We start from the raw sequence: 25,901 nt of genomic DNA, 5'->3' as shown, positions 1-25,901 counted from the left end.
GCGAGCTATCCTCTTGCAGCTGCGTTTGCGGATAGAACCCCTCATCCGGCGCTTCGCGCCACCTTCTCCCGCAAGGGAGAGGGACGCACCGTCTGCGCGGCTTGAACCTACGTCCCGTAGGTCGATCCCTTCGGCAGCGGAAACACCGGGTCCCGCGTCCTGATGTTCGTCGGCCACACCACCGAGATGTGCTCGCCGGCATTTTGCATCACGACCGGGGTCGAGCGCTCGTTCTGGCCGGAGAGCGGCGTGCCCGGCGGGAAGAATTTCACGCCATAGCCCTGGATGGTGCCGCCGGCGGGAATGTCGACGTCGAGCGCGGCCTTGCGAATGGCCTCGGGCTCGAAGCTGCCGTACTTCTCCTTGGCGACCGGCAGCACGTTGTTGAGCAGGATCCAGGTCTGGTTGAAACCCATCGAGCAATGCGGCGGCACGTCGGTGGCGCCGGTCTTGGCCTGGTAGCGCGTGACCATGGTCTTGGTCAGATCGCCGATTCCAGGCGCAAGCTTGGCTGGATCGAGCAGTTGCGCGGGCACCGGATCGATGTTGCAGAAATTATCGATGTCGGGGCCGAAGGTCGCGCGCAGCTTGTCGAGCTGGCTGTAGCCGGCGCCCGCGCCGAACAGCATCTTGAACCGAAGGCCGCTCTCGCGGGCCTGACGCAGGAACAGGGTGATGTCGGGGTTGTAGCCGGCATGCGAGATCACATCGACCTTGGCGCGCTTGAGCTTGGTCACAAGCACCGACAGATCAGGGGCGGAAGCCGAATAGCCCTCGCGCATCACGACCTGGATGCCCGCCTGCTTGGCATAGGCCTCGTCCGCCGCCGCGACGCCGACGCCATAAGGGCCGTCCTCGTGAATCAGCGCAACCTTGACGTCCTTCGGGTCCATGCCGAGCTTGCCTTGCGCGTGCTCGGCGACGAAGCCTGCGAAGGCCTGGCCGTACTGATCGGAATGGATCTGCGCGCGAAACACATATTGCAGGTTCTTGTCCTTGAACACGGCGGTCGAGACCGCGGTCGTGATCCAGAGGATCTTCTTCTGCTGCTCGACCTTCGCGGCCATCGGCACCGCATGCGCGCTGGAATAGACGCCGTTGATGATGTCGATCTTCTCCTGGCTGATCAGCCGCTCGGCCTCGTTGATCGCGACGTCGGCCTTGCTCTGCGAGTCCGCCGCGACCGGCACGATCTTGGTCTTGCCGCCGATGCCGCCCTTTTCGTTGACGAGGTCGATGGCGATCTGTGCGCCGACCGACGAGGCGACCGAGCCGCCGGCGGCGAACGGACCGGTGAGGTCGTAGATCAGGCCGATGCGCAAATTCTCGGCTTGCGCCTGGGCGCGTGTCCAATCGAGGCTGAGTGCGGCGGCGGCAGCCGCCGAGCTCTTCAGCAGCTGCCTGCGTGAAGTCGGCATCCTATCCTCCCTCAAAACCGTTTTATGATTTGGTCTTGTTATTCTTTTTCGAATTATGGGGAGCGGGGCGGCGGAAAGTCAACATCACCCAAGGTCGATAGGCGGTGCGCCGCACAACGCATCTGCGAAAGACAAAGAAAAGCCCACCGCTCCCGCGGAGCGATGGGTTCGACGTCAGAGCGGGCCGGTTACTGCGACAGCTTCACGAAGCTCGGAAACTTCAGCTTGCCGTCCGCGATCTTCTCGGGCCAGACCACGACCTGCTTGGAGTCCTGCCACTGGAAGACCAGACCCGAAACGGTCGTCGGACCGGACTTGATGCCGTGGGTAAACTCGTCGTCCTTGCCGTAGAACTGGATGCGGCCGATCGTGCCCTCGTAGTCGGTCTTTTCGAGTTCAGTGACCATCTTGTCGGGATCGGTCGAGCCCGCGCGCTTGATCGCCTCCGTGATGAAGTAGACCTCGTCATAGGCGGTGTAGCCGGTATAGGCCGGCGGCGAGCCGAACTTGGCCTTGAAGGCGGCCGCGAACGGCTTCGTCTTGGAGGTCACGGCGACATCGGGCGTTGCGACCGCCAGCGACGGGACGCCGTCGGCGGCGCCATTGGTGTCCTTCCAGAAGGTCGGGCTCAGCGCCTGCGCGCTGATACCGAACATCGGGATCGGCACCTGCTGGTTCTTCCACTGCACCGTCGGCTGCACGCCGACATGCGAGATGCCGGTGACGATCACGTCCGGCTTCTTGGCCTCGATATTGTTGAAGATCGGCGTGAAGTCGGTGGTATCAGGCGAGAACCGCACGTGCTCGACGACCTTGAGGCCCGCTTTCGGGAGACAAGCCTCGTAGCCGACGTCGAGCGGCTTGGTCCAGGCGGCGTCCTCGCTCATGATCGCGACCGTCTTGAACTTGAGCTTGTCGACCAGGAGATCCTTGGCGGCGTCGCAGACGAGCTGGGCTTGCGCGGCCGAGGTCAGATAGCCGTGGAAGGTGTACTTGTTCTTCTCGTAGTCGTTGTGGATCGCCTTGGTGATCTCGTTCGAGGCCGCGCCGGGCGTGATCAGCGGCATCTTCAGCCGCGCCGCCCAGGGTTCGAGCGCGAGAACGACTTCGCTGATATAGCTTGCGATCACGGCAGAGACCTTGTCCTCGCTCACCGCGCGCTGGAACGCACGCACCGAGTCCGCCGAGGAGCTCTTGTTGTCGTAGGTCACGATCTCGATCTTGCGGCCGAGAATGCCACCCTTGGCGTTGATCTCGTCGGCAGCGATCTGCGCGCCGCCGGGCGTCGCGGCCCCCGCGATCGACTGCACTTCGGCGATGACGCCGATCTTGATCGGGTCGTTCGACTGCGCGTAGGCGGGAGCGGCGAGGCACAGCGCCAGCGCGGAAGCGAGGAGGAAGCTGCTGCTCAAATTCGGGGATGGTCGCATGGTCGTTTTTCCCTTTGCTTGTTTTGTTGTTGGTATGGGCGAATCAGAGAAAATCGGCGCCAGCCTCCGCGGCGAAGCGGCCGGGATCGCCCTCCCAGACGATCCTTGCATGCTCGAGCACATAGACGCGGTCGGCATGTGGAAGCGCGAAGGTCACGTTCTGCTCGCCGAGCAGCACCGTGATCGACGTCGTCTGCCGCAGCCTCGTGAGGGCCTTGGACAAGAGTTCGAGGACGACGGGGGCGAGGCCCAGCGTCGGCTCGTCCAGGATCAGGATCTGCGGCTGCATCATCAGCGCGCGGCCGATCGCAAGCATCTGCTGCTCGCCGCCGGACAGCGTTTGCGCCATCTGGCCCTGACGCTCTTTCAGGATCGGGAACAGCTCGAACAGCCAGGCCAGCTGTGCCGCGCGCTTGTCGTCGGCCAGATGTTGCCCCCCGAGATCGAGGTTTTCCCGCACGCTCATCTCGCCGAACAGCTCGCGCGATTCCGGGCACTGCACGAGGCCGCTGCGGGCGATTTTCGCTGGGCTCGTGCCGCGCAGCTTCTCGCCGTTGCGTACGATCTCACCGGTATAGGGCAGGAAGCCAGAGATGGTGTTGAACAATGTGGTCTTGCCGGCGCCGTTGAGGCCGACGATCGAGACGAACTCGCCCTCGTGGACGTGGATCGAGACGTTCTCCAGCGCCTGCGCCTTGCCGTAGAACACGCTGACATTCTCGACCTGGAGCAGCGGCACCTTGTCCTTGAAGCTGGTCTCGGGCCGCGCATGGGTCTCGATGGCGCCGCCGAGATAGACCCGCCGCACCGTCTCGTTCTTCATGACGTCATCGGCCTTGCCGGTGACGATCTCCTCGCCGAGATACATCGCGAGCACGCGGTCGACCAGCGCCGCGACGCCCTTGACGTTGTGGTCGACCAGCATCACCGCGCGGCCCTCGTCGCGAAAACTGCGGATCAGGTCGGAGAAGATTTCAACCTCGGCCCGCGTCAGCCCCGCAAAGGGCTCGTCCACCAGCACCACCTTCGGATCGCGCGCGATCGCCTTGGCCAGCTCGAGCCGGCGCAGGTCGGCGAAGGGCAGCGTCGGCGGGCGGCGGTTCATCACGTTGCCGAGTCCGACGCGGTCCGCGATCCATTTGGCACGCTCGACCAGCGCCTTGTCCGGAAACAGCATGAACAGGCTGTCCGGCAGCAGCGCGACCATGATGTTCTCCAGCACGGTCTGCCGGTTCAGCGGCCGCGAATGCTGGAACACCATGCCAAAGCCTTTGCGCGCGATCTTGTGCGCGGGAAGGCCGGCAACGTCCTCGCCCTCGAAGATCACCTCGCCTGATGTCGGGCGCTCGATGCCCATCACGCTCTTCATCGCGGTCGACTTGCCCGAGCCGTTCGGCCCGATCAGGCCAAAAATCTCGCCGCTATTGACCTCGAAGCCGAGGTTCTTCACCGCCGTCAACCCGCCGAAGCGCTTGGTCAGGCCGCGGACTTCGAGCACGGCCCTGTTTGAAGTTCGCATATCCATCACGAGCGCGCCTCACGCGAGAGGGCCGCTCCGAGGAAGCCGCCGGGGAAGAACAGCACGACGAGGAGCGCGACCGCCGAGACGATGAAGGTTGCGAGCTCGCCGGTGGGGCGCAGGAATTCGCCGGCGACGATCAGGAAGATCGCGCCCAGCGCCGCACCGAGCACGGTGCGGCGGCCGCCGAGCACGGCCGAGACGATCACGTTGACGCCGACCGCGACGTCGACCACGGTGCCGACCGAGGCGGTGCCGAAATAGAACACCAGCAGCGCGCCTGATAACCCCGAGAAGAACGCGCTGACGATGAAGGCGGCGAGCTTGTGCTTGACGATGTTGAAGCCGAGCGCACCGGCCTGCACCGGGTCCTGGCCGCTGGCTTGCAGCACCAGGCCAACAGGCGATTGCGAGAGGCCATAGAGGATCGCCGCCGAGATCGTCATGAAGCCGAGCGCAATCCAGTAATTGACACCGGCGTTAATGGAGATGACGTCGGGAATGGTCAGGCCGATCTCGCCGCCGGTCAGGTCGGCAAACACCACGATGAAATTCTGCAGCATCAGCACCGCGACCAGCGTGGTCAGGCCGAAATACGGTCCGCGCACCCGCAGCGCCGGCAGCGCCAGCACGAGGCCGGCGATGACGGAGGCGAGCGCACCGAGCACGATGCAAGCGTAAACCGACCAGCCGAACTGGGCATTCAGGATGCCGGCGGTGTAGGCGCCGACGCCGATCAGGAAGGTCGGGCCGAAATTGACCTCGCCGGCGAAGCCGAACAGCAGGTCCCACGCCATCGCGAACACGCCGAAGTAAAAGGCGACGGTGAGCAAGCCGAGCACATAGCCCGAGACATAAAGCGGCAGCGTGGCTGCGATCACCACCAGCGCGAGCGAGATGAAGAACAGGCGGGTCGTAAAGAAGCTGGCCATCTCAGCGCCTCCCCAGAAGGCCCTGGGGCCGTATGTACATCACGAACACGAGCAGCAGCAGCGCCGGAATGGTGCGGTAGGCCGGCGAGACCAGATAGGCCGTGAGCGTTTCGAGATAACCGACCACAAAGGCCGCGATCAGCGAGCCGGAGACGCTGCCGAGGCCGCCGAGCACGACGATCGAGAACGCGCTCGCGGTCAGCGGTCCGACGCTGTAGGAGCTGACGCCGAGGAACATTCCGAGCAGCACGCCGGCGATGCCGGCGAGAATGCCGTAGATCGCCCACACCACGACGTAGATGTTGGTGAGCTCGAGGCCGAGCAGGGTGACGCCGCGTGGGTTCATCGAGGCCGCGAGCACCGCCTTGCCGGTGCGGGTGCGGTTCACCAGGAGCCACAACAGCGCGATGACGAAGCAGCACACGATCGCGGTAAAGATCTCGTTGCTGGGCGTGCGTACGCCGAGGATCTCGACGACGCCCTCGACGATCGGCAATACGGTCTTGGCGTTGTTGGTGAAGAAATAAGCGATCACCTCCTGGATCATGATCCCCCACAGCAGCGTGCCGGTGAGGACGAAGATCTCCTTCTCTTCATTCGGGATGCGACGGGAGTCCTGGATCGGCTTCACCACCGCGAAATAGGTCGCAAAGGATGTGAGGAGGGCGACACCGACCCCGATCAGCGCGCCGGCATAGGTGCCGACATTCAGGATGCTGGCGGCGGCCCAGGCGGCTACCGCTGCGGCCACCATGATGGCCCCATGAGAGAGGTTGAGGACGCCGGACACGCCGAAGATCAGCGTGAAGCCGGTGGCTCCGAGAGCATAGAGAGCGCTGATGGCAAAGCCATCGATCAGAATCTGGAAAGCACGCATCTAAGGTTGGCAATCTGATTTATGAGAGACGATGTTGCTGGGGCAACGTGCGGGGGCCGCATGTGGAAGCTCCCGGGAGCTGGTCCCGGGAGCGTGTCCTGCTAGTTCGAGAGCTTGATGAAGCTCGGGAACTTGATGTCGACCTTGGCGACTTCCTTGGGCCAGACCGCGCTCTGCTTGCCGCCCTGCCATTGCAGCATCAGCCCGGTGATCAGGCCCTTGCCGTATTTGATCGAGTGCGTGAACGGATCGTCCTTGCCGTAGAACTGGACGCGGCCGATCGTACCTTCCCAGTCGGTCGTCTCAAGCGCGGCGACCAGCTTGTCGGCGTCGGTCGAGCCCGCGCGCTTCACCGCGTCGGCGATGTAGTAGACCTCGTCATAGGCGGTGTAGCCGGCATACGAGGGATAATTGCCGAACTTCTTCTTGAAGGCTTCGGCGAACGGCACCGATTTGGGCGTCACCGCGACGCCCGGGCCGGAGACGCCCTGGTAGAGCACGCCTTCGGCCGCCTGATTGGTGTCCTTGCCAAAAGTCTCGTTGGTGGCCTGCGAGGCGATGCCGAACATCGGGATCGGCACCTGCTGGTTCTTCCACTGCACCGTCGGCTGCACGCCGACGTGGGAGATGCCGGTGATGATCACGTCGGGCTTGGAGCCTTCGATCTTATTGAAGATCGGCGTGAAGTCGGTGGTATCGGGCGAGAAGCGGATGTGGTCGAGCACCTTCAGCCCGATCTTGGGCAGGCATTCCTCGTAGCCGATGTCGAGCGGCTTGGTCCAGGCGGCGTCCTCGCTCATGATGACGGCGGTCTTCATGTGCATCTTGTCGACCAGCAGGTCCTTGGCGCCGTCGCAGACGGAAAGCGCCAGCGCGGCGGAGGTCAAATAGCCGTGGAAGGTGTACTTGTTCTTCTCGTAGTCGGCATGCACGCTCTTGCTGATTTCGTTGGAGGCTGCACCGGGCGTGACGAACGGCGTCTTCAGCCGCGAGGCCCAGGGCTCCAGTGCCAGCACGACTTCGCTGATGTAGCTGGCGATGACCGCGTTGACTTTGTCCTCGTTTACCGCGCGCTGGAATGCGCGCACCGAATCTGCCGAGGACGAGTGATTGTCGTAAGAGACGATCTCGATCTTGCGGCCGTCGACGCCGCCATTGGCGTTGATCTCGTCGGCGGCGAGCTGTGCCGCCTGGGGGATGGAGGCGCCGGCAATCGCCTGCGCTTCCGCGATCACACCGATCTTGATCGGGTCGGCCGCAAGTGCCGCGCCTGACGTCATCAACACAGCGGCCGCGGCGGTACCGAGTGTTATCCGCAACGCAACAGAGAGCGGTTTCTTCATCTTGTTCTCTCCCTTAACAGGCCTCTTATGAGCCATTATGCGCGCGACTATACCGGCGGAGACATTCTCGGCAAGTGAAACCGCGTCCAGGATTGTGAGGCACGGACTAAAGTCTAGCGCTGCGCAAATAGCGGGCAGGAAAGCTGTCGGACCCGTTTCACGCGCAGGCATGCAGATTTCGTCGGTAGGCATGCGCAGCTATCGCAGGCGCACAGCAACCCGATCGCTGAATGGCGATGCCGTCGCGTCGGCTCAGCGCGCTTGCAGCAGCGACGGATCGAGCGGCGCGAGGCGGGCCGGATCGAATGCTGAGATGTCGACGTTGCGTGTCGCACCCTCCGCGATCAGTTGCGCCATGGCCTCGCCCGTGGCGGGCGCATTCAGGATGCCCCACACATTGTGCCCGGTCGCAACGTACAGACCTTCACTTTGCGGCACCTTGCCGATCAGCGGCAGGCCATCCTGTGTCACCGGCCGGAAGCAGGCTTGCCGCGCAATGATCCTCTCGGATCGGAACCGCGGCGACAGCCGCTCGGACATGGTTTGCAGGCGCGCGATCGCGTCGTGGTCCGGCGTCACGGCAGCCGGATCGAGCGGCAGCGGCGCGATGTCGGAGAGAGCGGTGATATGCGTGCTGCCGTCGGCGCGAGGAAAGACCTCGATCGATGCGGCACTGCCATTCTCTTCAGACTCCAGGAACAGCGCATCGGTCGGCGCATCCGTGCCGGTGTCGTACACGATGCTCGGGCTGCGCTGGCCGTAGACGGCGGGCAGGCTCATCCATTGCGCGGCGAGCAGCGACCATGGTCCCATCGCGATCACGATGGCGTCCGCCTCGACGATGCGGCCGTCGACCTCGACGCCTGTCGCGGTCGTGCCATCTGCATCACGCATGATGCCGGTCACCTGGCCGGGACGAAACTCGGCGCCTTCCGCGAGCGCCGCGTTCATCACGGCTGAGGTGAATTTCTTGGGGTGAACGATCGCAGTGGACTCCATCGTGCCGATGCGCTGCGCGATGATGACGCCGTTGCTGAGCCAGCCGAGCGCGGACGGTGCATCCCGGCGCGGATGGCCATCGGCGGCAACGAAGCCGCTATAAGCGCTCATCGGGCGATAGCCCCAATCGCCTGCGATCTCGTCCGGCAGTTGCGCATGGATCGCGAAGCTCCGTCGCGCCAGCGCATCGAGCGGCGAGCCCTCGCACCAGTCGCGTGCGAGGAAGCCGCCCGCCTTGCCTGACGCCGCGGCCGCGACGTCCGCCCGCTCCACGACGACGACGTCGATGCCGCGGCGGCGGAGAAACCAGGCGGTGCAGGCGCCGATCACGCCGCCGCCGCAGATCACAACGCGCATGAATGCTCTCTTACACAATGAAATCCTTCGCATGGAGATCCGCGGTATGGACCCCCTCCAGCGTAATCGTATCGGTCGCCGTCAGGTGGATCACCGCATTTCCTGTGCTGTCATCGCTGATCAGGCTTTTTAGCGCCGCCCAGTCTGCGAAGCCGTAATCGTGCAAATTGATCACATCGTGCTCGCGCGCCGTGCTGCCGACAGCCTTGTTGCCCTGGTCGAAATCGTTGATCACGTCCAGGCCTGAACCTTTGTTGAAGACGAATCTGTCGTCGTTCGGTCCGCCCCAGAGCTGGTCATTTCCGCGACCGCCATTCAGCATGTCCTTGCCGCCCGTGATCGAGCCGGCCGTGAACGGAGCGTAGGTCTGTGCATCGCCATACAGCAGATCGTCGCGGCTGCTGCCGAGGAGGATATCATCTCCGCCGCGCGCATTGCCTGACATGTTCGAGGCATCCCCGACGAGCACGATGGACGTGGAGTCCGGGTTGCCGTCGACGGTAGCGATCAGGATATCGTTGCCGCCACGGGTATCGTCGCTCATGTAGCCGGCGTCTCCGACCAGAGACGCGCCTCCGGATTGGGCGGCGGCACCGACGGTGTAGATGAGGATGTCGTTGCCGCCGTGCGCATCGCCGCTCATGGAGACGAGGGCGTCGCCCGATATCGAAGCGCCGCCGTAACTGCCGACCTGGGTCACGCTGAGGATATCATTGCCGCCGCGCGCATGATCGCTCATGGAACTACCGGAGTCTCCGCAGAACGTGCCGGACGCTCTGTTTCCCATCGATGCAACGACGACATCATTGCCGCCCCTCGTGTCGGCCGACATGGCGGTTTCGGCGTCGCCAAAAACACCGAGGGTCGCGTAGATCGATGTCGATGCATCGACATGAAGTACATCGTTGCCGCCATGGGCGTCGCCGGACATCGCCTGCGCATCGCCGTCCAGGAACACGTAGTCCCCGAAGCCTGTGACGGTCGCAGCGAGCTGGTCGTTTCCGCCGTGAGAATGTCCTTGCAGGGTCTGGTCGTCCCCAACGAATATCAGGACCGCGTTGCTCCCATCGACGGTCGCGATCATCTTGTCGCTGCCGCCGCGGCCGTCGTTCGGCAGGCCCGGGTCCCCGAACTCAGTGACAAATTGCTGGTCCCCAACGCTGACGATGATGGTGTCGTTTGGCATACGGCGCATCGCGCAACTCCCGGTTCAAGTCGGACGCGAGAACGAAGAGCATCATGCCTTCGCACCGCGCTGCGGCTTTGCCGCGCGATTCAATCTTCGTTGGATTGATGGCGGAGATTTGCTCGGGGCGTAGCTTGATTGCGATCAGGGAACCGCGGGCGCCGGCGGTCCACGCCGACGCCCGTGCTTGCGATCGCGCGCGCGGGCTCAGCCCGGGCCTGCGCCTTGCGTGGCGGTATACACCGCGTAGAGCGATTGGCTCGCGGCCATGAACAGGCGATTGCGCTTGGGGCCGCCGAAGCAGATGTTGCCGCACACTTCGGGCAGCCGGATGCGGCCGAGCAGCTTGCCCTCCGGCGACCACGTCGTCACGCCGCTGTAGCCGACGGCCCGGCCGGCATTGCTGGAGGCCCAGACGTTGCCGTTGACGTCGCAGCGCACGCCGTCCGGCCCGCACTTCACGCCGTCGATCACGCACTCGCTGAATCGCTTCTGGTTCGACAGCTTGTTGTCGCCGCCGACGTCGAAGACGAAAATCTCATCCTTGCCGCCGGGACCGGTGTCGCCGGGTCCCTTGCCGGTTGATACGACGTAGAGCTTCTTGAAGTCCGGCGAGAAGCACAGCCCGTTCGGGTCGGGCACCTGCTCCTCGGTGACGACGAGGTCGACACGGCCGCTAGGGTCGATGCGATAGCAATTGGTCGGCAGCTCGCGCTTGCCTGGTGCAAAGCCGGCGGGCTGGCCAATCCGCGGATTGAGCTTGCCGCCGGAATTGCTCGGACCGCTCGGGGCGTCGGGCTCACCTTCGTAGAGCTGGCCGCCATAGGGCGGATCGGTGAACCAGTAGCTGCCGTCAGGATGGGCGACGACATCGTTCGGCGAGTTCAGCTTCTTGCCGTTGTAATTGTCGCAAAGCACGGTCGCGGTACCGTCATGTTCATAACGCGTCACCCGCCGGGTCAAATGTTCGCAGGAGAGTTGACGGCCCTGGAAGTCGAACGAGTTGCCGTTGGAATTATTGGACGGCGAGCGGAACACGCTGACGCGACCGTCGTCTTCGCTCCAGCGCATCTGCCTGTTGTTGGGAATGTCGCTCCAGAGCAGATAGCGGCCCTGTGCACTCCACGCCGGGCCTTCAGCCCACAGCAGGCCCGTATAGAGACGCTTGATCGCCGTGTTAGGCTGCGCGAGATCGTTGAAGGACGGATCGACCGCGATCACGTCGGGGTCCCAGAAATAGGTGGTCGGCGCGCCGTGGGGACCGAAATCGCGTGGCGGGGTGGTGATCGTCGTCGGCGGCGCGGCAGGTCCGGTCTGGGCCAGCGCGGAGCCGGCGCCGGCAAGAGTGGCGGCGCCGAGCGCAAGTCCCTGAACGAGCGTTCGTCGTGAAAGCGCAGCATCCTGGTCACGCTGCTTTTGGCGTGTCATCGCATCCTCCCGGTCATGTTCGGCTAGCCGGTTGATCCGGCCGAGCAGGGCAAGGTTAGTCCGGTCCGATGACGGTTGCGAGGGGGAGGTACGCATCCTCAGCGAGAGCGGGGCGGCAAAAGCGCTGCAACGTCGAACATGGAAACGACAAATTCATCCGGCGTGACGGGGTTTACCGGAATTGCCTGCGGGACATTGCCAAGCGGGGGAAATGTCAAGCCTTGACCTCCTGCGCGATGCTGGCAGAACGTTATTCGGGGGCGTAAGTCGGAGTTCACTGTGGTCGCTGTCGTCGTACTGGTTTTGCTGCTCGGGATTGCATTTGCGGCCGGCTATTTCACCCGCGACTACGTCTCCCGCAAAAGGCGAGCCGAGGCGCGTCGCTGGCGTGAGTACAGCGAGCCGGATTGGCTCAGTGCCAACGAGCCCGCCAACACCAACGAGATCGCGATCGCCGGCAGGGCTGCGCCGGTTGCCACCGGCGAGCTCGGTCAGATGCTGAACCGCTGGGAGAGCAGGGCTCGCGCCCGCCGTACGGCGTAGCTCGACGGTATCGCCTGGTCCAATCGGGCAGACACACCGGCACCGGGTCCTTCCACGCATCCGGCGGTGCGATCATGTCAGCCCTTCTGTCCATCTTTTGGCGTTGCAGTTGCGGCCATTTCTCGTCTAGAAACGGCGCATCGAGCCTCCCGGCAACCAACCGTCAACGGTTTTGACCCAGGATTTGAGGGCTCAAAAGGGTCTGGCAATGCTGATTCGCGGCCAAATCGATGGGATTTCGGGGGAGGTGGCTCTGGCCGCCGCCACGATCCCGGCCGCGCTGCTGCCCACTCTCCTGATTGGCGGGCTCCTTCTTACTTGCCCCTGAGGGCCGGCTGGGCGCCATGCGCCTGGGCGCTCAGGGGTTGGTCGAGATCACCGGACACCTCAAGCGCCCAGAAGACTGACGGCGCAAAAGCTCAAAAGGAATTTTCGAAATGGCCATCGTGAACAAGTCCGAGAAGGACCGCGTCATCATTTTCGACACCACCCTGCGCGACGGCGAGCAGTGCCCCGGCGCCACCATGACCTTCGAGGAGAAGCTCGAAGTCGCCGAGATGCTGGACGATATGGGCGTCGACGTCATCGAAGCCGGCTTCCCAATTACCTCAGAAGGCGACTTCCAGGCGGTCAGCGAGATCGCTCGCCGCTCCAAGAACGCCGTTATCGCCGGTCTGTCGCGTGCCCATCCGGCCGACATCGACCGCTGCGCAGAGGCGGTGAAATTCGCCAAGCGTGGCCGCGTCCACACCGTGATCGCGACGTCGCCGCTGCATATGCGGGTGAAGCTGAACAAGACCCCGGAACAGGTGCTCGAGACCTCGGTTGCCATGGTCGCGCGCGCCCGCAACCAGATCGACGACGTCGAATGGTCGGCCGAAGACGGCACTCGCAGCGAGATGGACTATCTGTGCCGCATCGTCGAAGCCGTCATCAAGGCTGGCGCCACCACGGTGAACATTCCCGATACCGTCGGCTACACCACGCCCGACGAATACACCCACTTCATGAAGACGCTGATCGAGCGCGTGCCGAACTCGGACAAGGCGGTGTTCTCCGTGCACTGCCATAACGACCTCGGCATGGCGGTGGCGAACTCGCTGGCCGGCGTCGTCGGCGGCGCGCGCCAAGTCGAGTGCACCATCAACGGCATCGGCGAGCGTGCCGGCAACGCCGCGCTGGAAGAGATCGTGATGGCGATCAACGTCCGCAACGACAAATTTCCGTTCTGGAACAAGATCGACACCACGCAGCTGACCCGCGCCTCGAAAGTGGTGTCGGCGGCGACGTCGTTCCCGGTGCAGTACAACAAGGCCATCGTCGGCCGCAACGCGTTCGCGCATGAGAGCGGCATCCACCAGGACGGCGTGCTGAAGGACGCTTCCACCTACGAGATCATGCGGCCCGAGATGGTCGGCCTCAAGCAGTCCTCGCTGGTGCTGGGCAAGCATTCCGGCCGCCATGCCTTCGTGCACAAACTGGAGGAGATGGGCTACAAGCTCGGTCCCAACCAGCTGGAAGACGCGTTCACACGGATGAAGGCATTGGCCGACCGCAAGAAGGACATCTACGACGAGGACATCGAGGCGCTGGTCGACGAGGAGATGGCGGCTTCGCACGATCGCATCAAGCTGACCTCGCTGACCGTGATCGCCGGCACCCATGGCCCGCAGCGCGCGACCATGAAGCTCGACGTCGACGGCCAGATCAAGATCGAGGAGGCCGAGGGCAACGGTCCGGTTGACGCGGTGTTCAACTGCATCAAGCGCTTGGTGCCGCACGAAGCCAAGCTCGAGCTGTACCAGGTCCACGCAGTGACTCAGGGCACCGACGCGCAGGCCGAAGTCTCGGTGCGGCTGTCGCATGAGGGACGTGCGATGACCGCGCGCGCGGCGGATCCGGATACGCTGGTGGCCTCGGCAAAGGCCTATCTCGGCGCACTCAACAAAATCGTCATGAAGCGCCAGCGCGACACCGTGACGACCGCCGCCGCGAGCTGAGGTGGCGACCACCGCCTCTTCCGGAAGCGGGAGAGGCGGTGCTTGCGGCGTTCACCATGAATGGCTGCCCTGCTAACGGCCAATAGCAGTTGGTGATGTCGACCTGTATTGATGCTAACGGCATTGGCCACCCGTGCGCCGGGCGGCCCAAATAACAACAGGGAGAGATTATGCGCACCTTCGCGATCGCTGCGTCCATCGCGGTCCTGGCTCTTGGCTTGACCGGGCCGGCATCGGCCCAAGCGCCCATCATCATCAAGTTCAGCCACGTGGTGGCCACCGACACGCCGAAGGGCAAGGCGTCGGAGAAATTCAAGGAGCTCGCCGAGAAGTACACCGGCGGCAAGGTCAAGGTCGAGATCTACCCGAACTCGACGCTCTACAAGGACAAGGAAGAGCTCGAGGCGCTCCAGCTCGGCAGCGTCCAGATGCTGGCGCCGTCCAACTCCAAGTTCGGCCCGCTCGGCATCCGCGAGTTCGAGGTGTTCGATCTGCCCTACATCCTCCCCGATCTGAAGACGCTGCGGAAGGTGACGGAAGGTCCGCTCGGTGCCAGGTTGCTCAAGCTGCTCGAACCGAAGGGTATCACCGGCCTTGCCTATTGGGACAACGGCTTCAAGGAGATGAGCGCCAACAAGAAGCTGGTGACGCCGGCCGACTATCAGGGCGTCAAGTTCCGCATCCAGTCCTCGCGCGTGCTCCAGGCCCAGTTCAAGGCGCTCGGCTCGCTGCCGCAGGTGATGGCGTTCGGCGAAGTCTACCAGGCGCTCCAGACCGGCGTCGTCGACGGGCAGGAGAACACCTGGTCGAACATCTATACCCAGAAGATGCATGAGGTGCAGAAGTACATCACCGAGAGCAATCACGGCTACATCGGCTACGTCGTGATCGTGAACAAGAAGTTCTGGGACGATTTGCCGGCCGACATCCGCGACCAGCTGACGAAGGCGATGAAGGAAGCGACCGACTTCAACAATACGCAGTCGCAGAAGGAGAACGAGGACGCGCTCGCCGAGATCAGGAAGAGCGGCAAGAGCGAGATCATCAAGCTCACGCCGGAGCAGGATGAGGCGATGCGTAAGGCCATGGAGCCGGTCTACAAGGACGCCGCAGGCCGCATCGGCCAACCGTTGATCGACGAATTCCAGAAGGAAGCGAAGAGCACGACGAACTGATTTGAACGGATGATGAATGGGGCTTCCGGGTCGGACGCGGAAGCCCCTTTTGTTGCAAATGATTTCCGATTGCGACTGAACGAAAATTCAGGAGCGTTACATCTTCGAAAGAACGCGCTCCCTGTCCAAGTTGTAAGTTGCGCGTAAGCCGCGCTGCGCCCATCCTCACGACATCCTTCCAGAGGAGAGTTCGCATGAGGAAGTTCACCATCGCCGCCATCGCCGTGCTCAGCATCGCCGGCTCGGGCGCGGTCTATGCCCACTATCATCGCCCGTGGATGCACGAGCACATGCGCCACATCCGCATGAACCCGGAAGACCGCGCCGCCATGGTCGACGCGCGGATCGCCGCCGTCCATGCCGGGCTGAAGCTCAACGCCGATCAGGAGAAGCTGTGGCCGCCGGTCGAGGCCGCCGTGCGCGACTTCGCCAAGCTGCGCATGGACCGCGCCAATGCGCGGATGAATGCCGGTCCCGGCGATGCCGGCAAGGACGCCAATAAGGACGCCAACAAGGATGCCGACAGGCCGGAAGATCCGGTCGCCCGCCTGCGCCAGCGCGCCGAGGACATGGGGGCGACGTCGGCGGCCCTGAAGAAGATCGCCGATGCCGCCGATCCGCTCTACAAGACTCTGGACGAGGGCCAGAAGCGGCGCCTCGCCGTGCTGACCCGCCACCGCGGCCCGTTCGGCGGTGGCGAAGACGGCCCGCGCGGCCACTTCATGGAGCGTGGCATGGACCGCATGATGGAGCGCGGTATGGACCACTTCCACCGTGACCGTTTCGACCGCGACGGCGGCTCGGACGGGGACCGCGAGGGCCGGCTCTGAGCCTGCAAGGGTGGCCCCGCTCAACCCTGGCGAAGCCGCTGGAATCCAGCGGCTTTTCGCTTTTTTGGGGGATGTGGGCACGCCCTTGGCATACCCTTGTCATAGCCTTGGAAAACTTACGTGCCATCGCTTGCCAGACCCGGATCGCTTTGCTAAACGACCGGCCTCGCAAGGCTTTAACCGCCTTTCGGGCGCATAGCTCAGTTGGTAGAGCAGCTGACTCTTAATCAGCGGGTCCCAGGTTCGAGCCCTGGTGCGCCCACCACCCTTAAGAGATTGGCCCGCAAGGGCTTTTTTAAATTCCTCCGCAGAACAAGCCGGGTCTCGTGCGACGCTTTTGATGGTCGCACGCCGTGCGACGAGTCGGATAATTAGGACCGAAGCCCCTCCACCTGTAACACGAAATCTACCGGTCTGCGTTCAGCTCTTCATACCGTCCTTCAGCACCTGCAATTCAAGCCTATCGATACCGAAATCGGCGCGAGCCGCATTGCGGGCGCGGCAGTGCTTCACGATGGTCTGCGCGCTTCGGTATGAATGTCCAGTAGAAGGCGCGGAGCTTCGGTTTGCACCTGAAGCGAAGGTCGGTATCGGCTGTTGCGCCTCCCCGATGTGAATCTATCGGGGGCGCTTCGCGACGCTCCCCGGTCCGGTGGTCCGCCGAGGCTTCGGCCCATTTTTCCTGCCACAGGTCAAACAGTGGGTTTTGCTCTACTTACGAACCTCGAGAATGCCATATCCATTAATGAGGGCAAACCTACAATTTTGTACGTTCGCGCGCTTAAGGACGTTGCCGGCGAGTCTCTTTCCGGCGGAGACCCTCGTCAGCTTCTTCAGGTCGAGGCGACATCGGCAAAAACGACGGCTATTTTGTTGAGCCTATATGGCCAAATTGGCGAGAGCACATTAGTGACCTCAACCATTTCCGTGAATCGGCGCCAAGCCGTTGCCTGTAGAATAAGGGCGAGCACCGGCGTCGGAAACCAGCGCCGATCAACGATTTGCTTCTCAGCTCAGCTCAACGCGTGAGCGGCCAATCCGTAGACCCACGGCTCGTTTTCCTTTCGGTTCAGGAATCGCCGTCCCTTGGACATGGTTGTGACCGTCTCGCTTATAGCGAGGCGGCTCTGCTGAAGATAATCAGCAAATAGGCCCGTCTGCTCCCGAGTATCGACGCGGGCGAAACGGCCGGTGAGATCCTTAAGATGCACGGCCGTGAGATGGATCGCGTCATAATCATTGCTGGCGACAATGGGACCGATCACGTGACCACGCCCGAACTCGCGCTTCATGGAGTAGCCGACTGTCTTGCCGTCGCGGCGCAGTACACAGATTGACGCACCTTCCGAAAGCAGAGCAAGCAGCTCCCGGCGGCTCGTGCCGAACGCACGCTCATCCAGCGCTGCAATCTCATTGAGTGTTTCGGCTGACGCCGATCTCAATTCGCCATCCAGAACTGATATCGGTGGAAGGGGTGATACGACCTCTCCCTGCCACTGATACACGACCGCTTCCTTGGTGAAGCCCAGCGACAGATAAAGATGATAGGCAGCATCGGTCGAGTTCAGGGTAAGATTCCGATCCCCACACCGTTCGAATACCTGTTCCATAAGCCATCGGCCGGTACCTTGTGCTTGGGTGCGCGGCGATGTGAGTACCAGGCCGATGGTGGCGAATTCGCGTCCGTGCGGGAACCACATTGCGCTTCCGAAAACGCGCCCGATGCCGTCAACAGCGACGATGCCTTGACCGGCGCGGCGCAGGAAATCCCAGTCCTTTGGCCGATGCGGCCAGCCGACCGCAATCGAGAGCGCGTGGAGCAGCTTCACATCAACGTCTCGAATGTCGCGCGCGACCAATTCGAAGGACTTCAGGCGTACGGATCGTCCCATCTCAGTTCATTCCTTCGCGGAATGCCAAAGTCTATGGCTTGGCGTGCTTTATGAACCTGCTGCCCAGTTGCGACAGCAAACGTGTTTGCCGCAGCATTGCACGGAAGGCCAGCAGGTTTCACCTGTTTTGGTACAAGTGTTCGAAATGTTCGGCATATAGCGCACCGAGATTCGGCAGAGAAAGCTTCTGCTTGCCGCTAGGCTGTAGATGTCCGGCGAGCTCGCTGCGCGCCAACAAGTCATTGAGCATCTCGCCGCGTGACACGAAGGGTCCCTCGATGGGGTTTCTTTTCAATTCCGATGCCGCTCGGGGCGCAATATTCCGCCAGATATTTGCGCGCGAGCTCCCCGATCTGGAATTCTACCAGGGGAGGAAAAGCATCGACCCGGAAAAGGTGCGGTATCTGCTGACCTGGAAAGTGCCGGACGACGTCTCGCGTTATCGCAATTTGGAGGTGCTCTTTTCCATCGGTGCCGGAGTCGACCAGTTCGTGCCCGAGATCATACCCGACCATGTGATGCTGGTGCGTATGGTCGAGGATGGCATCATACGCATGATGCAGGAATACGTCGTGCTCGGCGTGCTGGCGCTCCATCGCGAGATGCTCGCATATCGGGAGCAGCAGAGAAGGGGCAGGTGGCAAGATCTTGTCACCCCACAGGCGACCGAACGCCGCGTGGGTTTCCTGGGCGTTGGGATGCTGGCGCAAGCGGCAATCGATCGCCTCAAGCCCTTTGGATTTCCCCTTGCCGCATGGAGCCGCAGCAAAAATGTGGTCGAGGGCGTCACCTGCTTTCATGGCGACGATCAGCTGGGCAGTTTCCTGAGAGGAACGGATATTCTCGTCTGTCTTCTGCCCCTGACGGAGCAAACCCGCGGCCTCCTGAACTCAAAACTCTTCTCGTTTTTGCCGATGGGAGCGCGACTGCTGCATGTCGGCCGCGGCCCGCAGCTCGACCAGGCCGCACTCATCGAGGCGCTCGACGGCGGCCGCCTTGCAGCAGCTATGCTCGATGTCACCGACCCCGAGCCGCTGCCGGAAGGCCATGCGCTCTGGTCGCACCCGAAGGTGATGATAACTCCGCACATCGCATCCGTGACGCAACCGCATTCGGCGGCACAATCCGTCGTAGAAAACATCCGGCGCCACCGCGCTGGAAAAAATCCGATCGGGCTTGTCGATCGAACACTCGGCTATTAACCAAGGATGATGTCATGTCCCTTCTGATTTCTATCGATCCCGATCCGGACTTCGCACCAAAGAACGCCTTGCCTGTTCCGGAACGGCTCATTTCGGGCAATCCATCCTTCAAGACCTGGGCGCAGGACGCCTCCAAAGCCGAGAAGGTGCTGACCGGCGTCTGGGAAGCAACGCCCGGCGAGACCCATTCCATTAAGGGCACCACTTACGAGTTCTGCCACATCATCTCGGGTCTCATCGAAATTGAGGAAAAGGGTGGTGAGACGAAGACTTACCGCGCCGGCGACAGCTTTGTGATGAAGCCGGGCTTTGTCGGCATCTGGCGCACGATCGAGACCGTGCGAAAGATCTACGTCTGCGCTTATGACTGAGCACAAAGCTCGAAGTGCGCTCCTAATATAGGCGCGCTGCCAGAATAATCGGCTTTTCGAGTCGCGTCTTATGCGATTCAACGCCGCCAGGCGCTTAATTCTCGATGAAAAATGCGGCGTTCGATCCTGTATTGCTCGGATGAGAAGATTCGATCTCACCGATGGCAAATCCAACAGCGTGCTTGTCGAACTCACGTCGAGCAGACTCGCTCGTGGACAAGGAACATGAGCCGATTACGCATCGCTGTGATGGCGGGGTTGGCCCCGAAGGGAAAAGAAGATGATCGCATTGAAGGACAAGGATCTGTTTCGCCAGCAGGCGTTGATCGGCGGCAACTGGCGGGATGCGAACGCGAAATCGACCGTTGATGTCATCGATCCTGCCAGCCAGAACGTCCTTGGCACTATCCCCGACATGGGGCGTGACGAGACTGCGGCTGCAATCAACGCTGCGGCTGATGCGTTCAAACGTTGGAAGAAGACTACTCACGCAGAACGCGCGGCACTTTTGGAGCGTTGGTATGAGCTCATGCGGCAGCATGAGCAGGATCTGGCGCTCTTGCTGACTTTGGAACAGGGCAAACCGCTTGCTGAATCGCTCGGAGAAATCCGCTATGGGGCATCCTTCGTAAAATGGTTTGCGGAAGAGGCTCGCCGGATCAACGGATCGACCATCCCGTCACCTACTGCCGATCGCCGCATTCTGGTGCTGAAAGAGCCGGTCGGCGTCTGCGGGATTATCACGCCCTGGAACTTTCCCAGCGCCATGATCACGCGCAAGGTGGCACCTGCGCTTGCTGCGGGCTGCACCGTGGTCATCAAGCCATCTGAATTTACGCCGTTTTCGGCACTCGCGATCGGCGTACTTGCGGAGCAGGCAGGGATCCCGGCGGGCGTCATTAATATAGTGACTGGCATGCCCGCGGAAATCGGCCAGGAATTGATGGCCAATGAAACTGTTCGCAAGATCTCGTTTACCGGGTCGACTCGCGTCGGCGCATTGCTGATGAAAGGCGCCGCCGACAACATCAAGAAGCTCAGCCTCGAGCTCGGCGGCAACGCGCCGTTCATCGTCTTTGATGATGCCGATCTCGACCGGGCCGTTGAGGGCGCGATTGCGTCGAAGTTTCGTAATGGTGGACAGACCTGCGTTTGCTGCAATCGCATTTTGGTACAATCGGGCATTTACGATGCCCTTGCAGAAAAGCTGGCCAGACGGGTTGCGAAAATGAAGGTCGGGGCCGGCACCGAAGAAGGCGTCGAAATCGGACCAATGATCAATGGCGCGGCGATAGAAAAGATCAAGCGGCACATCACAGACGCTCTGGACAAGGGCGCGAGGATCATCTCGCAGAGCGAATATATGCCGGAAGGTAGGCAATATGCCCGCCCCGTCGTGCTCGGTGAGGCAACGGCTGACATGCTCTTGGCCTCAGAAGAGACGTTCGGACCAGTCGCGCCGCTTTTCCGCTTCAAGACGGAGGACGAAGCGATCGCGATCGCGAACGGCACGCCCTTCGGTCTTGCCGCCTATTTCTATACGGAAAGCCTCAAGCGCTCATGGCGCGTTGCCGAGGCGCTGGAATTCGGCATGGTAGGCCTGAACACCGGCCTGATCTCGACCGAGGTCGCGCCTTTCGGCGGCGTAAAACAATCGGGGCTGGGGCGCGAAGGATCCCAGCTCGGGATAGATGAATATCTCGAGATCAAAACGCTTCATGTCGGCGGATTGGAATAAGGGGACGATTCCTGGTTTCAGGAGAGGAATCGAAGGGTTCTTCGATTTTGCGGCGGACCGCGTCCGCGCGATAAACAGCATGATGCCTCAACAGCGAAGTAACACAATTCTGTCGGATGAGTAGTTCAAACACAGAAAAAGGGGGCGGTTGAACCGCCCCCTTTATTCATCACGCAACAGTCTCTACTGAAATTTTCGAAGGTCTACGTGCCGCGAAAGAGCCCGAAAAGGATACGCCTTCACGCGCTTCTTCGAAGGGGCTCCAAGCCGACTGCGGCGGCGAGCCCGCCGATGTCCGCGACCTCAGTGTATTCATAGAAGGGGTTCGCGGGCTCGTGACCGCGGTTCACCCACACCTTGCTCTTGATGCCCAGGTCGTAGGCCGTCATCAGGTCGTACCGGAAGGACGAGGAGACGTGGGTAATATCTTCCGGGCCGCAGCCCAGCTTGTCGAGCATGTACTCGAAGCCCTTCATGTGCGGCTTGTAGGCGCCGGTCTCCTCGGCCGTGATGATCATGTGGAAGGGCGCGCCGAGCTTTTCGACGTTCGACATGATGAGGTTCTTCATGGAGTTCGACAGGATCACCAGCGGTAACTCCGTGGCGACTTTGGCCAGACCGGCCGGGACGTCGGGATGTGGACCCCATGTGTGGATCTCTTCATTGATGCGCTGGGCATCCTCCGGCCGAAATACGACACCGTTGCGCTTGCACGCGCGCTCTACCGAATTATGCACGACCTCGAAGTATGACTTCCACGCGCCAAGAACCTCGTCCAGGCGATAGGCAGCGAAATCCTTGATGAAACTTGCCATCGTCGTGGCAGAAAGCCGGGAGCCGTAGACTCGCCTTGCCGCACCGGCCATGTCGAAATTCGTCAGCGTGCCATAGCAATCGAAAGTGATATATTTCGGTCGGAACTTGGTCATGACGTGGAATCCTCCAATCTTCTCGGCACCGCGCGCCGGTACGACAAGCATCATAAGGAGCATCTCGTAAGATAAAGCGCCGCTTTCGCTGAAGCCGGAAGCAGATTGTGTCGTACCGGATCGAAGCTTTGGCAGAGAGTTGCGCCAAGCAACCGCTCGCGTTGAGCAGCACCGTCATGCGCCGGGCCTGCTCCGGCATAAGCTGCGGCATCGATCACCAACGAAAGTCAAAACTCCTGCGATCCGGGCGCGGCTTGGGAGGAACTGCCGTCCTGGATATCCTAATCTGCCTTCGGGTTGATATGGAGGACGACATGTTGAGCAATTCGCTGATCGAGCTGGATCGTGCGCATCTGGTTCACCCGGTCTCATCCTATCGCACTCACGAGGCCTTGGGTGTGCGGGTGTTAAGATCGGCGAAGGGCGCGACGCTGACCGACGTCTCGGGCCATCAATTGCTCGACGGCTTCGCCGGCCTGTGGTGTGTCAATGCCGGGTACGGACAAGACAGCATCGTTGATGCAGCCACGAGACAACTGCGCGAACTGCCCTATGCGACGGGCTATTTCGGGTTGGGCTCCGATCCAGCCATCCGGCTGGCCGCCAGGTTGGCCGAATTAGCGCCTGGCGATTTGAACCATGTTTACTTCACGCTGGGTGGCTCCGATGCCGTCGACAGCACGATCCGATTTATTCGGTACTATTATCATGCCAAGGGTACGCCGCAGAAGGATCAGTTCATTTCCGTCGAGCATGGCTACCATGGATCGTCGACGGCAGGGTCCGGCTTGACCGCGATCCCCTCCTTTCATGCGGGCTTTGGGGTACCTTATAGCTGGCAGCACAAAATTCCGTCGCACTATGCCTATCGTAATCCTGTCGGTTCCCATCCTCAGGCTATCATTGCTGCGTCGGTTGCGGCCCTGCGAGCCAAGATCGCCGAACTGGGCGCAGACCGCGTTGCGGCTTTTTACGTCGAGCCAATTCAGGGATCAGGGGGTGTCCTCGTGCCACCGCCGTCTTGGCTGAAAGCCATGCACGCTGTTTGCCGGGAGAACGATATTTTGTTCGTTGCCGATGAGGTCATCACTGGCTTTGGTCGTGTCGGCCCATTTTTCGCATGCGAAGAAGACGACGTCGTGCCGGATTTCATGACCACCGCAAAGGGTCTGACGTCGGGCTATGTGCCGATGGGAGCCGTTTTCATGTCCGACCGCGTCTACAATACGATTGCGGACGGAGCCGGCAGGACGGCGGTCGGCCACGGCTACACCTATTCCGCACATCCCGTCAGTGCAGCGGTCGGACTCGCGTGCCTGGATCTTTACGAAAGCGGCTTGTTGGCAAACGGCCGGAAGGCCGGGCACCGCCTGATGGAGGGCCTTCGCGCGCTTGCAGATCATCCACTTGTCGGCGATGTCCGTGGTCGCGGCATGCTGGCCGCAATCGAGCTCGTCACGGACAAGGAGCGCAAGACGCCCCTGCCGGCGGAAGCCGACGCGGCGCGCCGCATCTTCGACCGCGCATGGGACAACGGTCTCGTCATCCGCGCCTTTGCCCAGGGCGTGCTGGGTTTTGCGCCCCCGCTCTGCTGCACGGATGGGGACATCGACGGCATCATCGAACGAACTCGCATGACGCTCGACCAAACCCTCGAAGACAGCGACGTCCGCGCGGCGATGAAATGATGATCACTGCGCCTGTCATTCCGAGGCCAGCAAAAGCCTGAGCCGTAGCGCGACGCGACGATCTGTCCATGCCCCCCGAGGTGGAGGATTGTTCTTCAGCTATTGAATATGCTTTCGAGAGGCAGATGGGATTTCACGATCGGGGACTTCAGCACGACAAAACTGAAGTATTTGTCGATTCCGATATCCATCTCGACGAGACGTTCCATCAGCGCCTGATATTCGCTGATTCCCGCTGTGATAAACTTCACGAGGTAGTCATATCCGCCCGAAACCAGATGGCATTCGACGACTGAATCTATCTTTTCGATAGTCGTGAGAAAGCGCGCGAAATCGATCTGGCGATGATTTTTGAGCGTGATCTCGGCGAACACAGTCAGAGTTTGTCCGAGCTTGGAGACGTCGATCTGGGCGGAATAGCCGGTGATGAAGCCCTCCGTCTGGAGTCTCTTGACGCGCATCAGGCAGGGGCTCGGGGAAAGGTTTATAAGCTCTGCGAGCTCGACGTTGGAAGTCCGCCCGTTCTTCTGCAGTTCGCATAAAATCCTGATGTCGATCTTATCGAGCTTCATAAGCAATGCCATGAGATGGGAGCCATAGCGGCGTCAAGGCTTTGAGGCTTCAGCGTCATACGCACTGTCATAGCACCAACCAGCTTCCTTTCCCACCGGGCGGCGAGATTGCTTTTCAGAACTCGGCGACCTTGCCCCAGGCACCCGTTTTCAGCCGCTCCGGCCTGTATGGACGCGGGTCGACGATCGGCGCAGTACCCGTAATGATGTCGGCGATTAGGTGCCCCGCGCCGGGGCCAATCCCGAAACCGTGGCCGCTGAACCCTGCCGCAAGGATAAAGCCTGGAATCGCCCCCACCTCACCGATTGCGGGAACGCCATCCGGTGTGCTGTCAATATAACCGGCCCAGACATTGGAGATTGCGACGCGACGGAGTTCAGGCAGCAATTCGCAAGCTCGTTGATGTGTCAGCCGAATCTGCCGCATGTCGGGACGGGGACTAAGTGTCCGGTTCAGCTCCATCGGGGTCGTCTCATCGAGCGCCCACTTCGCCAAGGATTCATGACCTTGGCGCATGCCCTCGAATGCTCCAGGGGCGAGACTGCGCCAGCGTCGCGCGAACATAGGCACGAATTCGCGAGCGAACCTGAATTGCTGCGGCGTTGGATCGACGCGCGCACGCCCGCCGATCGCCGCAGTGTATCCGCCGTTGCTACGTCGCGTAAGCGACACGAGTGCGGTGTGCAGGGCATCAGGCAGGCCGGCTGCGCCAGGAGCCACGGCGAGAATGGACTGGCGCACGGACGCCTGCGGGAAGCGAATGCCGAGCTGGTTGCAGAACGAAGAGGCCCAGGCCCCTCCTGCCATGACCACCGTGTTGGTCCGGATTGTGCCTGTTTCGGTCACTACGCCGCTCACCCGGCCGGCACGGAGCTCTATGCCGCGAGCGGCGCAGTGCTGGTGCACCGTGCCGCCAGCCGTCATGATCGCACGCGCGACCACGGGCACAGCCTTCGAAGGGTCTGCCGTTCCGTCGGTTGGAGAGAATACGCCGCCTTTCCATTTGCGGCCCGTCGCTTTGCCTCTCTCGCTCGCTTCGTTCGTGCTCAACATCTGTGTCGTAACGCCGACCGTCTTTGCAAAATCGCGCCACTTCGCCCAGCCGGTCAGCTCATTTTCGTCATTCGACAGATAGAGAAGCCCGCAGCGGCGGAACCCCGTGTCTTCCCCGGTCTCCTGTGCTACTGTCTCCCAAAGATCGAGACTCTTGGTGGCAATCGGTAGCTCGCGCGCGTCGCGATTCTGTTGACGACACCATCCCCAATTGCGACTGGACTGCTCGGCGGCGACACGCCCCTTTTCGAGCAAGGCGACCTTAACGCCGCGGCGGGCGAGATAGTACGCCGTGAACACGCCCACCACGCCGCCGCCAATGACGACGACGTCAGCCTCTTGAGGCAGAGACGGGCTTGATTCAATATGGATGAGCGGCGCACTCATGAAGCGAGGACTCCCGGCGTTTGACCTATCG

Annotated in this window: 21 protein-coding genes and 1 tRNA gene; 9 read left to right on the top strand and 13 right to left on the bottom strand. The window is 61.8% G+C overall.

What is annotated here, in order from left to right:
* Nucleotides 1-107: 107 nt before the first annotated feature.
* From AC0L3A_RS31250 to AC0L3A_RS31210, 9 genes are all read right to left on the bottom strand, one after another.
* The gene (locus tag AC0L3A_RS31250) at nucleotides 108-1,418 is read right to left on the bottom strand and encodes an ABC transporter substrate-binding protein (RefSeq protein WP_007601097.1); all 1,311 of its coding nucleotides are present in this window, start codon (nucleotides 1,416-1,418) and stop codon (nucleotides 108-110) included.
* Between the two features lie 188 nt (nucleotides 1,419-1,606).
* The gene (locus AC0L3A_RS31245) at nucleotides 1,607-2,848 is read right to left on the bottom strand and encodes an ABC transporter substrate-binding protein (protein ID WP_007601098.1); all 1,242 of its coding nucleotides are present in this window, start codon (nucleotides 2,846-2,848) and stop codon (nucleotides 1,607-1,609) included.
* Between the two features lie 43 nt (nucleotides 2,849-2,891).
* Nucleotides 2,892-4,373 carry an ATP-binding cassette domain-containing protein gene (locus AC0L3A_RS31240; RefSeq protein WP_473255813.1) on the bottom strand — a complete coding sequence of 494 codons (1,482 nt, stop codon included), beginning with the start codon at nucleotides 4,371-4,373 and terminating at the stop codon, nucleotides 2,892-2,894.
* The gene (locus AC0L3A_RS31235; RefSeq protein WP_219683503.1) at nucleotides 4,373-5,299 is read right to left on the bottom strand and encodes a branched-chain amino acid ABC transporter permease; all 927 of its coding nucleotides are present in this window, start codon (nucleotides 5,297-5,299) and stop codon (nucleotides 4,373-4,375) included. Before AC0L3A_RS31235 ends, AC0L3A_RS31240 begins: the two co-directional genes overlap by 1 nt.
* A 1-nt stretch (nucleotide 5,300) precedes the next feature.
* Nucleotides 5,301-6,176, bottom strand: a complete 876-nt coding sequence (locus AC0L3A_RS31230; protein ID WP_007601104.1) for a branched-chain amino acid ABC transporter permease — start codon at nucleotides 6,174-6,176, stop codon at nucleotides 5,301-5,303.
* Nucleotides 6,177-6,277: 101 nt separating this feature from the next.
* Nucleotides 6,278-7,519 carry an ABC transporter substrate-binding protein gene (locus AC0L3A_RS31225; RefSeq protein WP_007601105.1) on the bottom strand — a complete coding sequence of 414 codons (1,242 nt, stop codon included), beginning with the start codon at nucleotides 7,517-7,519 and terminating at the stop codon, nucleotides 6,278-6,280.
* A 252-nt stretch (nucleotides 7,520-7,771) separates the two neighbouring features.
* A complete protein-coding gene (locus tag AC0L3A_RS31220) occupies nucleotides 7,772-8,875 on the bottom strand; it encodes an NAD(P)/FAD-dependent oxidoreductase (protein ID WP_473255812.1) in 1,104 nt (367 codons plus the stop codon).
* Between the two features lie 10 nt (nucleotides 8,876-8,885).
* Nucleotides 8,886-10,070 carry a calcium-binding protein gene (locus AC0L3A_RS31215; protein WP_007601108.1) on the bottom strand — a complete coding sequence of 395 codons (1,185 nt, stop codon included), beginning with the start codon at nucleotides 10,068-10,070 and terminating at the stop codon, nucleotides 8,886-8,888.
* Nucleotides 10,071-10,268: 198 nt separating this feature from the next.
* The gene (locus AC0L3A_RS31210) at nucleotides 10,269-11,489 is read right to left on the bottom strand and encodes an SMP-30/gluconolactonase/LRE family protein (protein WP_007601110.1); all 1,221 of its coding nucleotides are present in this window, start codon (nucleotides 11,487-11,489) and stop codon (nucleotides 10,269-10,271) included.
* Nucleotides 11,490-11,768: 279 nt separating this feature from the next.
* On the opposite strand from AC0L3A_RS31210, the gene AC0L3A_RS31205 reads away from it, so the two are divergent.
* From AC0L3A_RS31205 to AC0L3A_RS31185, 5 genes are all read left to right on the top strand, one after another.
* Entirely contained in the window at nucleotides 11,769-12,032 is a 264-nt protein-coding gene (locus AC0L3A_RS31205) for a hypothetical protein (protein ID WP_007601111.1), read from the top strand.
* A gap of 437 nt (nucleotides 12,033-12,469) precedes the next feature.
* Complete coding sequence (locus AC0L3A_RS31200) at nucleotides 12,470-14,032, top strand: 2-isopropylmalate synthase (protein ID WP_007601112.1); 1,563 nt, start codon at nucleotides 12,470-12,472, stop codon at nucleotides 14,030-14,032.
* Nucleotides 14,033-14,202: 170 nt separating this feature from the next.
* Nucleotides 14,203-15,207, top strand: a complete 1,005-nt coding sequence (locus AC0L3A_RS31195) for a TRAP transporter substrate-binding protein (RefSeq protein WP_007601113.1) — start codon at nucleotides 14,203-14,205, stop codon at nucleotides 15,205-15,207.
* 194 nt (nucleotides 15,208-15,401) lie between these two features.
* Nucleotides 15,402-16,037: a Spy/CpxP family protein refolding chaperone gene (locus AC0L3A_RS31190; RefSeq protein ID WP_007601114.1), complete on the top strand. Its 636-nt coding sequence runs from the start codon at nucleotides 15,402-15,404 to the stop codon at nucleotides 16,035-16,037.
* Nucleotides 16,038-16,226: 189 nt separating this feature from the next.
* A tRNA-Lys gene (locus tag AC0L3A_RS31185) sits at nucleotides 16,227-16,302 on the top strand.
* Between the two features lie 748 nt (nucleotides 16,303-17,050).
* Here the strand turns inward: AC0L3A_RS31185 and AC0L3A_RS31180 are convergent.
* The gene (locus tag AC0L3A_RS31180) at nucleotides 17,051-17,929 is read right to left on the bottom strand and encodes a GNAT family N-acetyltransferase (RefSeq protein WP_007601115.1); all 879 of its coding nucleotides are present in this window, start codon (nucleotides 17,927-17,929) and stop codon (nucleotides 17,051-17,053) included.
* 278 nt (nucleotides 17,930-18,207) lie between these two features.
* Between AC0L3A_RS31180 and AC0L3A_RS31175 the strand changes: the two genes are divergently transcribed.
* From AC0L3A_RS31175 to AC0L3A_RS31165, 3 genes are all read left to right on the top strand, one after another.
* A complete protein-coding gene (locus AC0L3A_RS31175) occupies nucleotides 18,208-19,131 on the top strand; it encodes a 2-hydroxyacid dehydrogenase (protein WP_007601116.1) in 924 nt (307 codons plus the stop codon).
* Nucleotides 19,132-19,145: 14 nt separating this feature from the next.
* Complete coding sequence (locus tag AC0L3A_RS31170) at nucleotides 19,146-19,502, top strand: cupin domain-containing protein (protein ID WP_007601117.1); 357 nt, start codon at nucleotides 19,146-19,148, stop codon at nucleotides 19,500-19,502.
* A 280-nt stretch (nucleotides 19,503-19,782) separates the two neighbouring features.
* Nucleotides 19,783-21,240 (top strand): NAD-dependent succinate-semialdehyde dehydrogenase, encoded by a 1,458-nt coding sequence (locus AC0L3A_RS31165; protein ID WP_473255811.1) that lies wholly within the window; start codon nucleotides 19,783-19,785, stop codon nucleotides 21,238-21,240.
* A 239-nt stretch (nucleotides 21,241-21,479) separates the two neighbouring features.
* On the opposite strand, the gene AC0L3A_RS31160 is transcribed toward AC0L3A_RS31165, so the two are convergent.
* Complete coding sequence (locus AC0L3A_RS31160) at nucleotides 21,480-22,169, bottom strand: haloacid dehalogenase type II (protein WP_007601119.1); 690 nt, start codon at nucleotides 22,167-22,169, stop codon at nucleotides 21,480-21,482.
* 314 nt (nucleotides 22,170-22,483) lie between these two features.
* Here AC0L3A_RS31160 and AC0L3A_RS31155 point away from each other — a divergent pair, with 314 nt between their 5' ends.
* Nucleotides 22,484-23,857 (top strand): aspartate aminotransferase family protein, encoded by a 1,374-nt coding sequence (locus AC0L3A_RS31155; RefSeq protein WP_007601121.1) that lies wholly within the window; start codon nucleotides 22,484-22,486, stop codon nucleotides 23,855-23,857.
* 95 nt (nucleotides 23,858-23,952) lie between these two features.
* Here the strand turns inward: AC0L3A_RS31155 and AC0L3A_RS31150 are convergent, their stop codons facing one another.
* Both AC0L3A_RS31150 and AC0L3A_RS31145 read right to left on the bottom strand, forming a co-directional pair.
* Nucleotides 23,953-24,429, bottom strand: a complete 477-nt coding sequence (locus AC0L3A_RS31150; protein WP_018453188.1) for an Lrp/AsnC family transcriptional regulator — start codon at nucleotides 24,427-24,429, stop codon at nucleotides 23,953-23,955.
* Between the two features lie 115 nt (nucleotides 24,430-24,544).
* Nucleotides 24,545-25,870 (bottom strand): NAD(P)/FAD-dependent oxidoreductase, encoded by a 1,326-nt coding sequence (locus AC0L3A_RS31145; protein WP_007601123.1) that lies wholly within the window; start codon nucleotides 25,868-25,870, stop codon nucleotides 24,545-24,547.
* Between the last annotated feature and the right edge of the window lie 31 nt (nucleotides 25,871-25,901).

The organism is Bradyrhizobium sp. MI1.3 (assembly GCF_055811695.1).
Note: the sequence above shows the minus strand (reverse complement) of the source record. Positions and strands in the feature narration are given on the sequence as shown.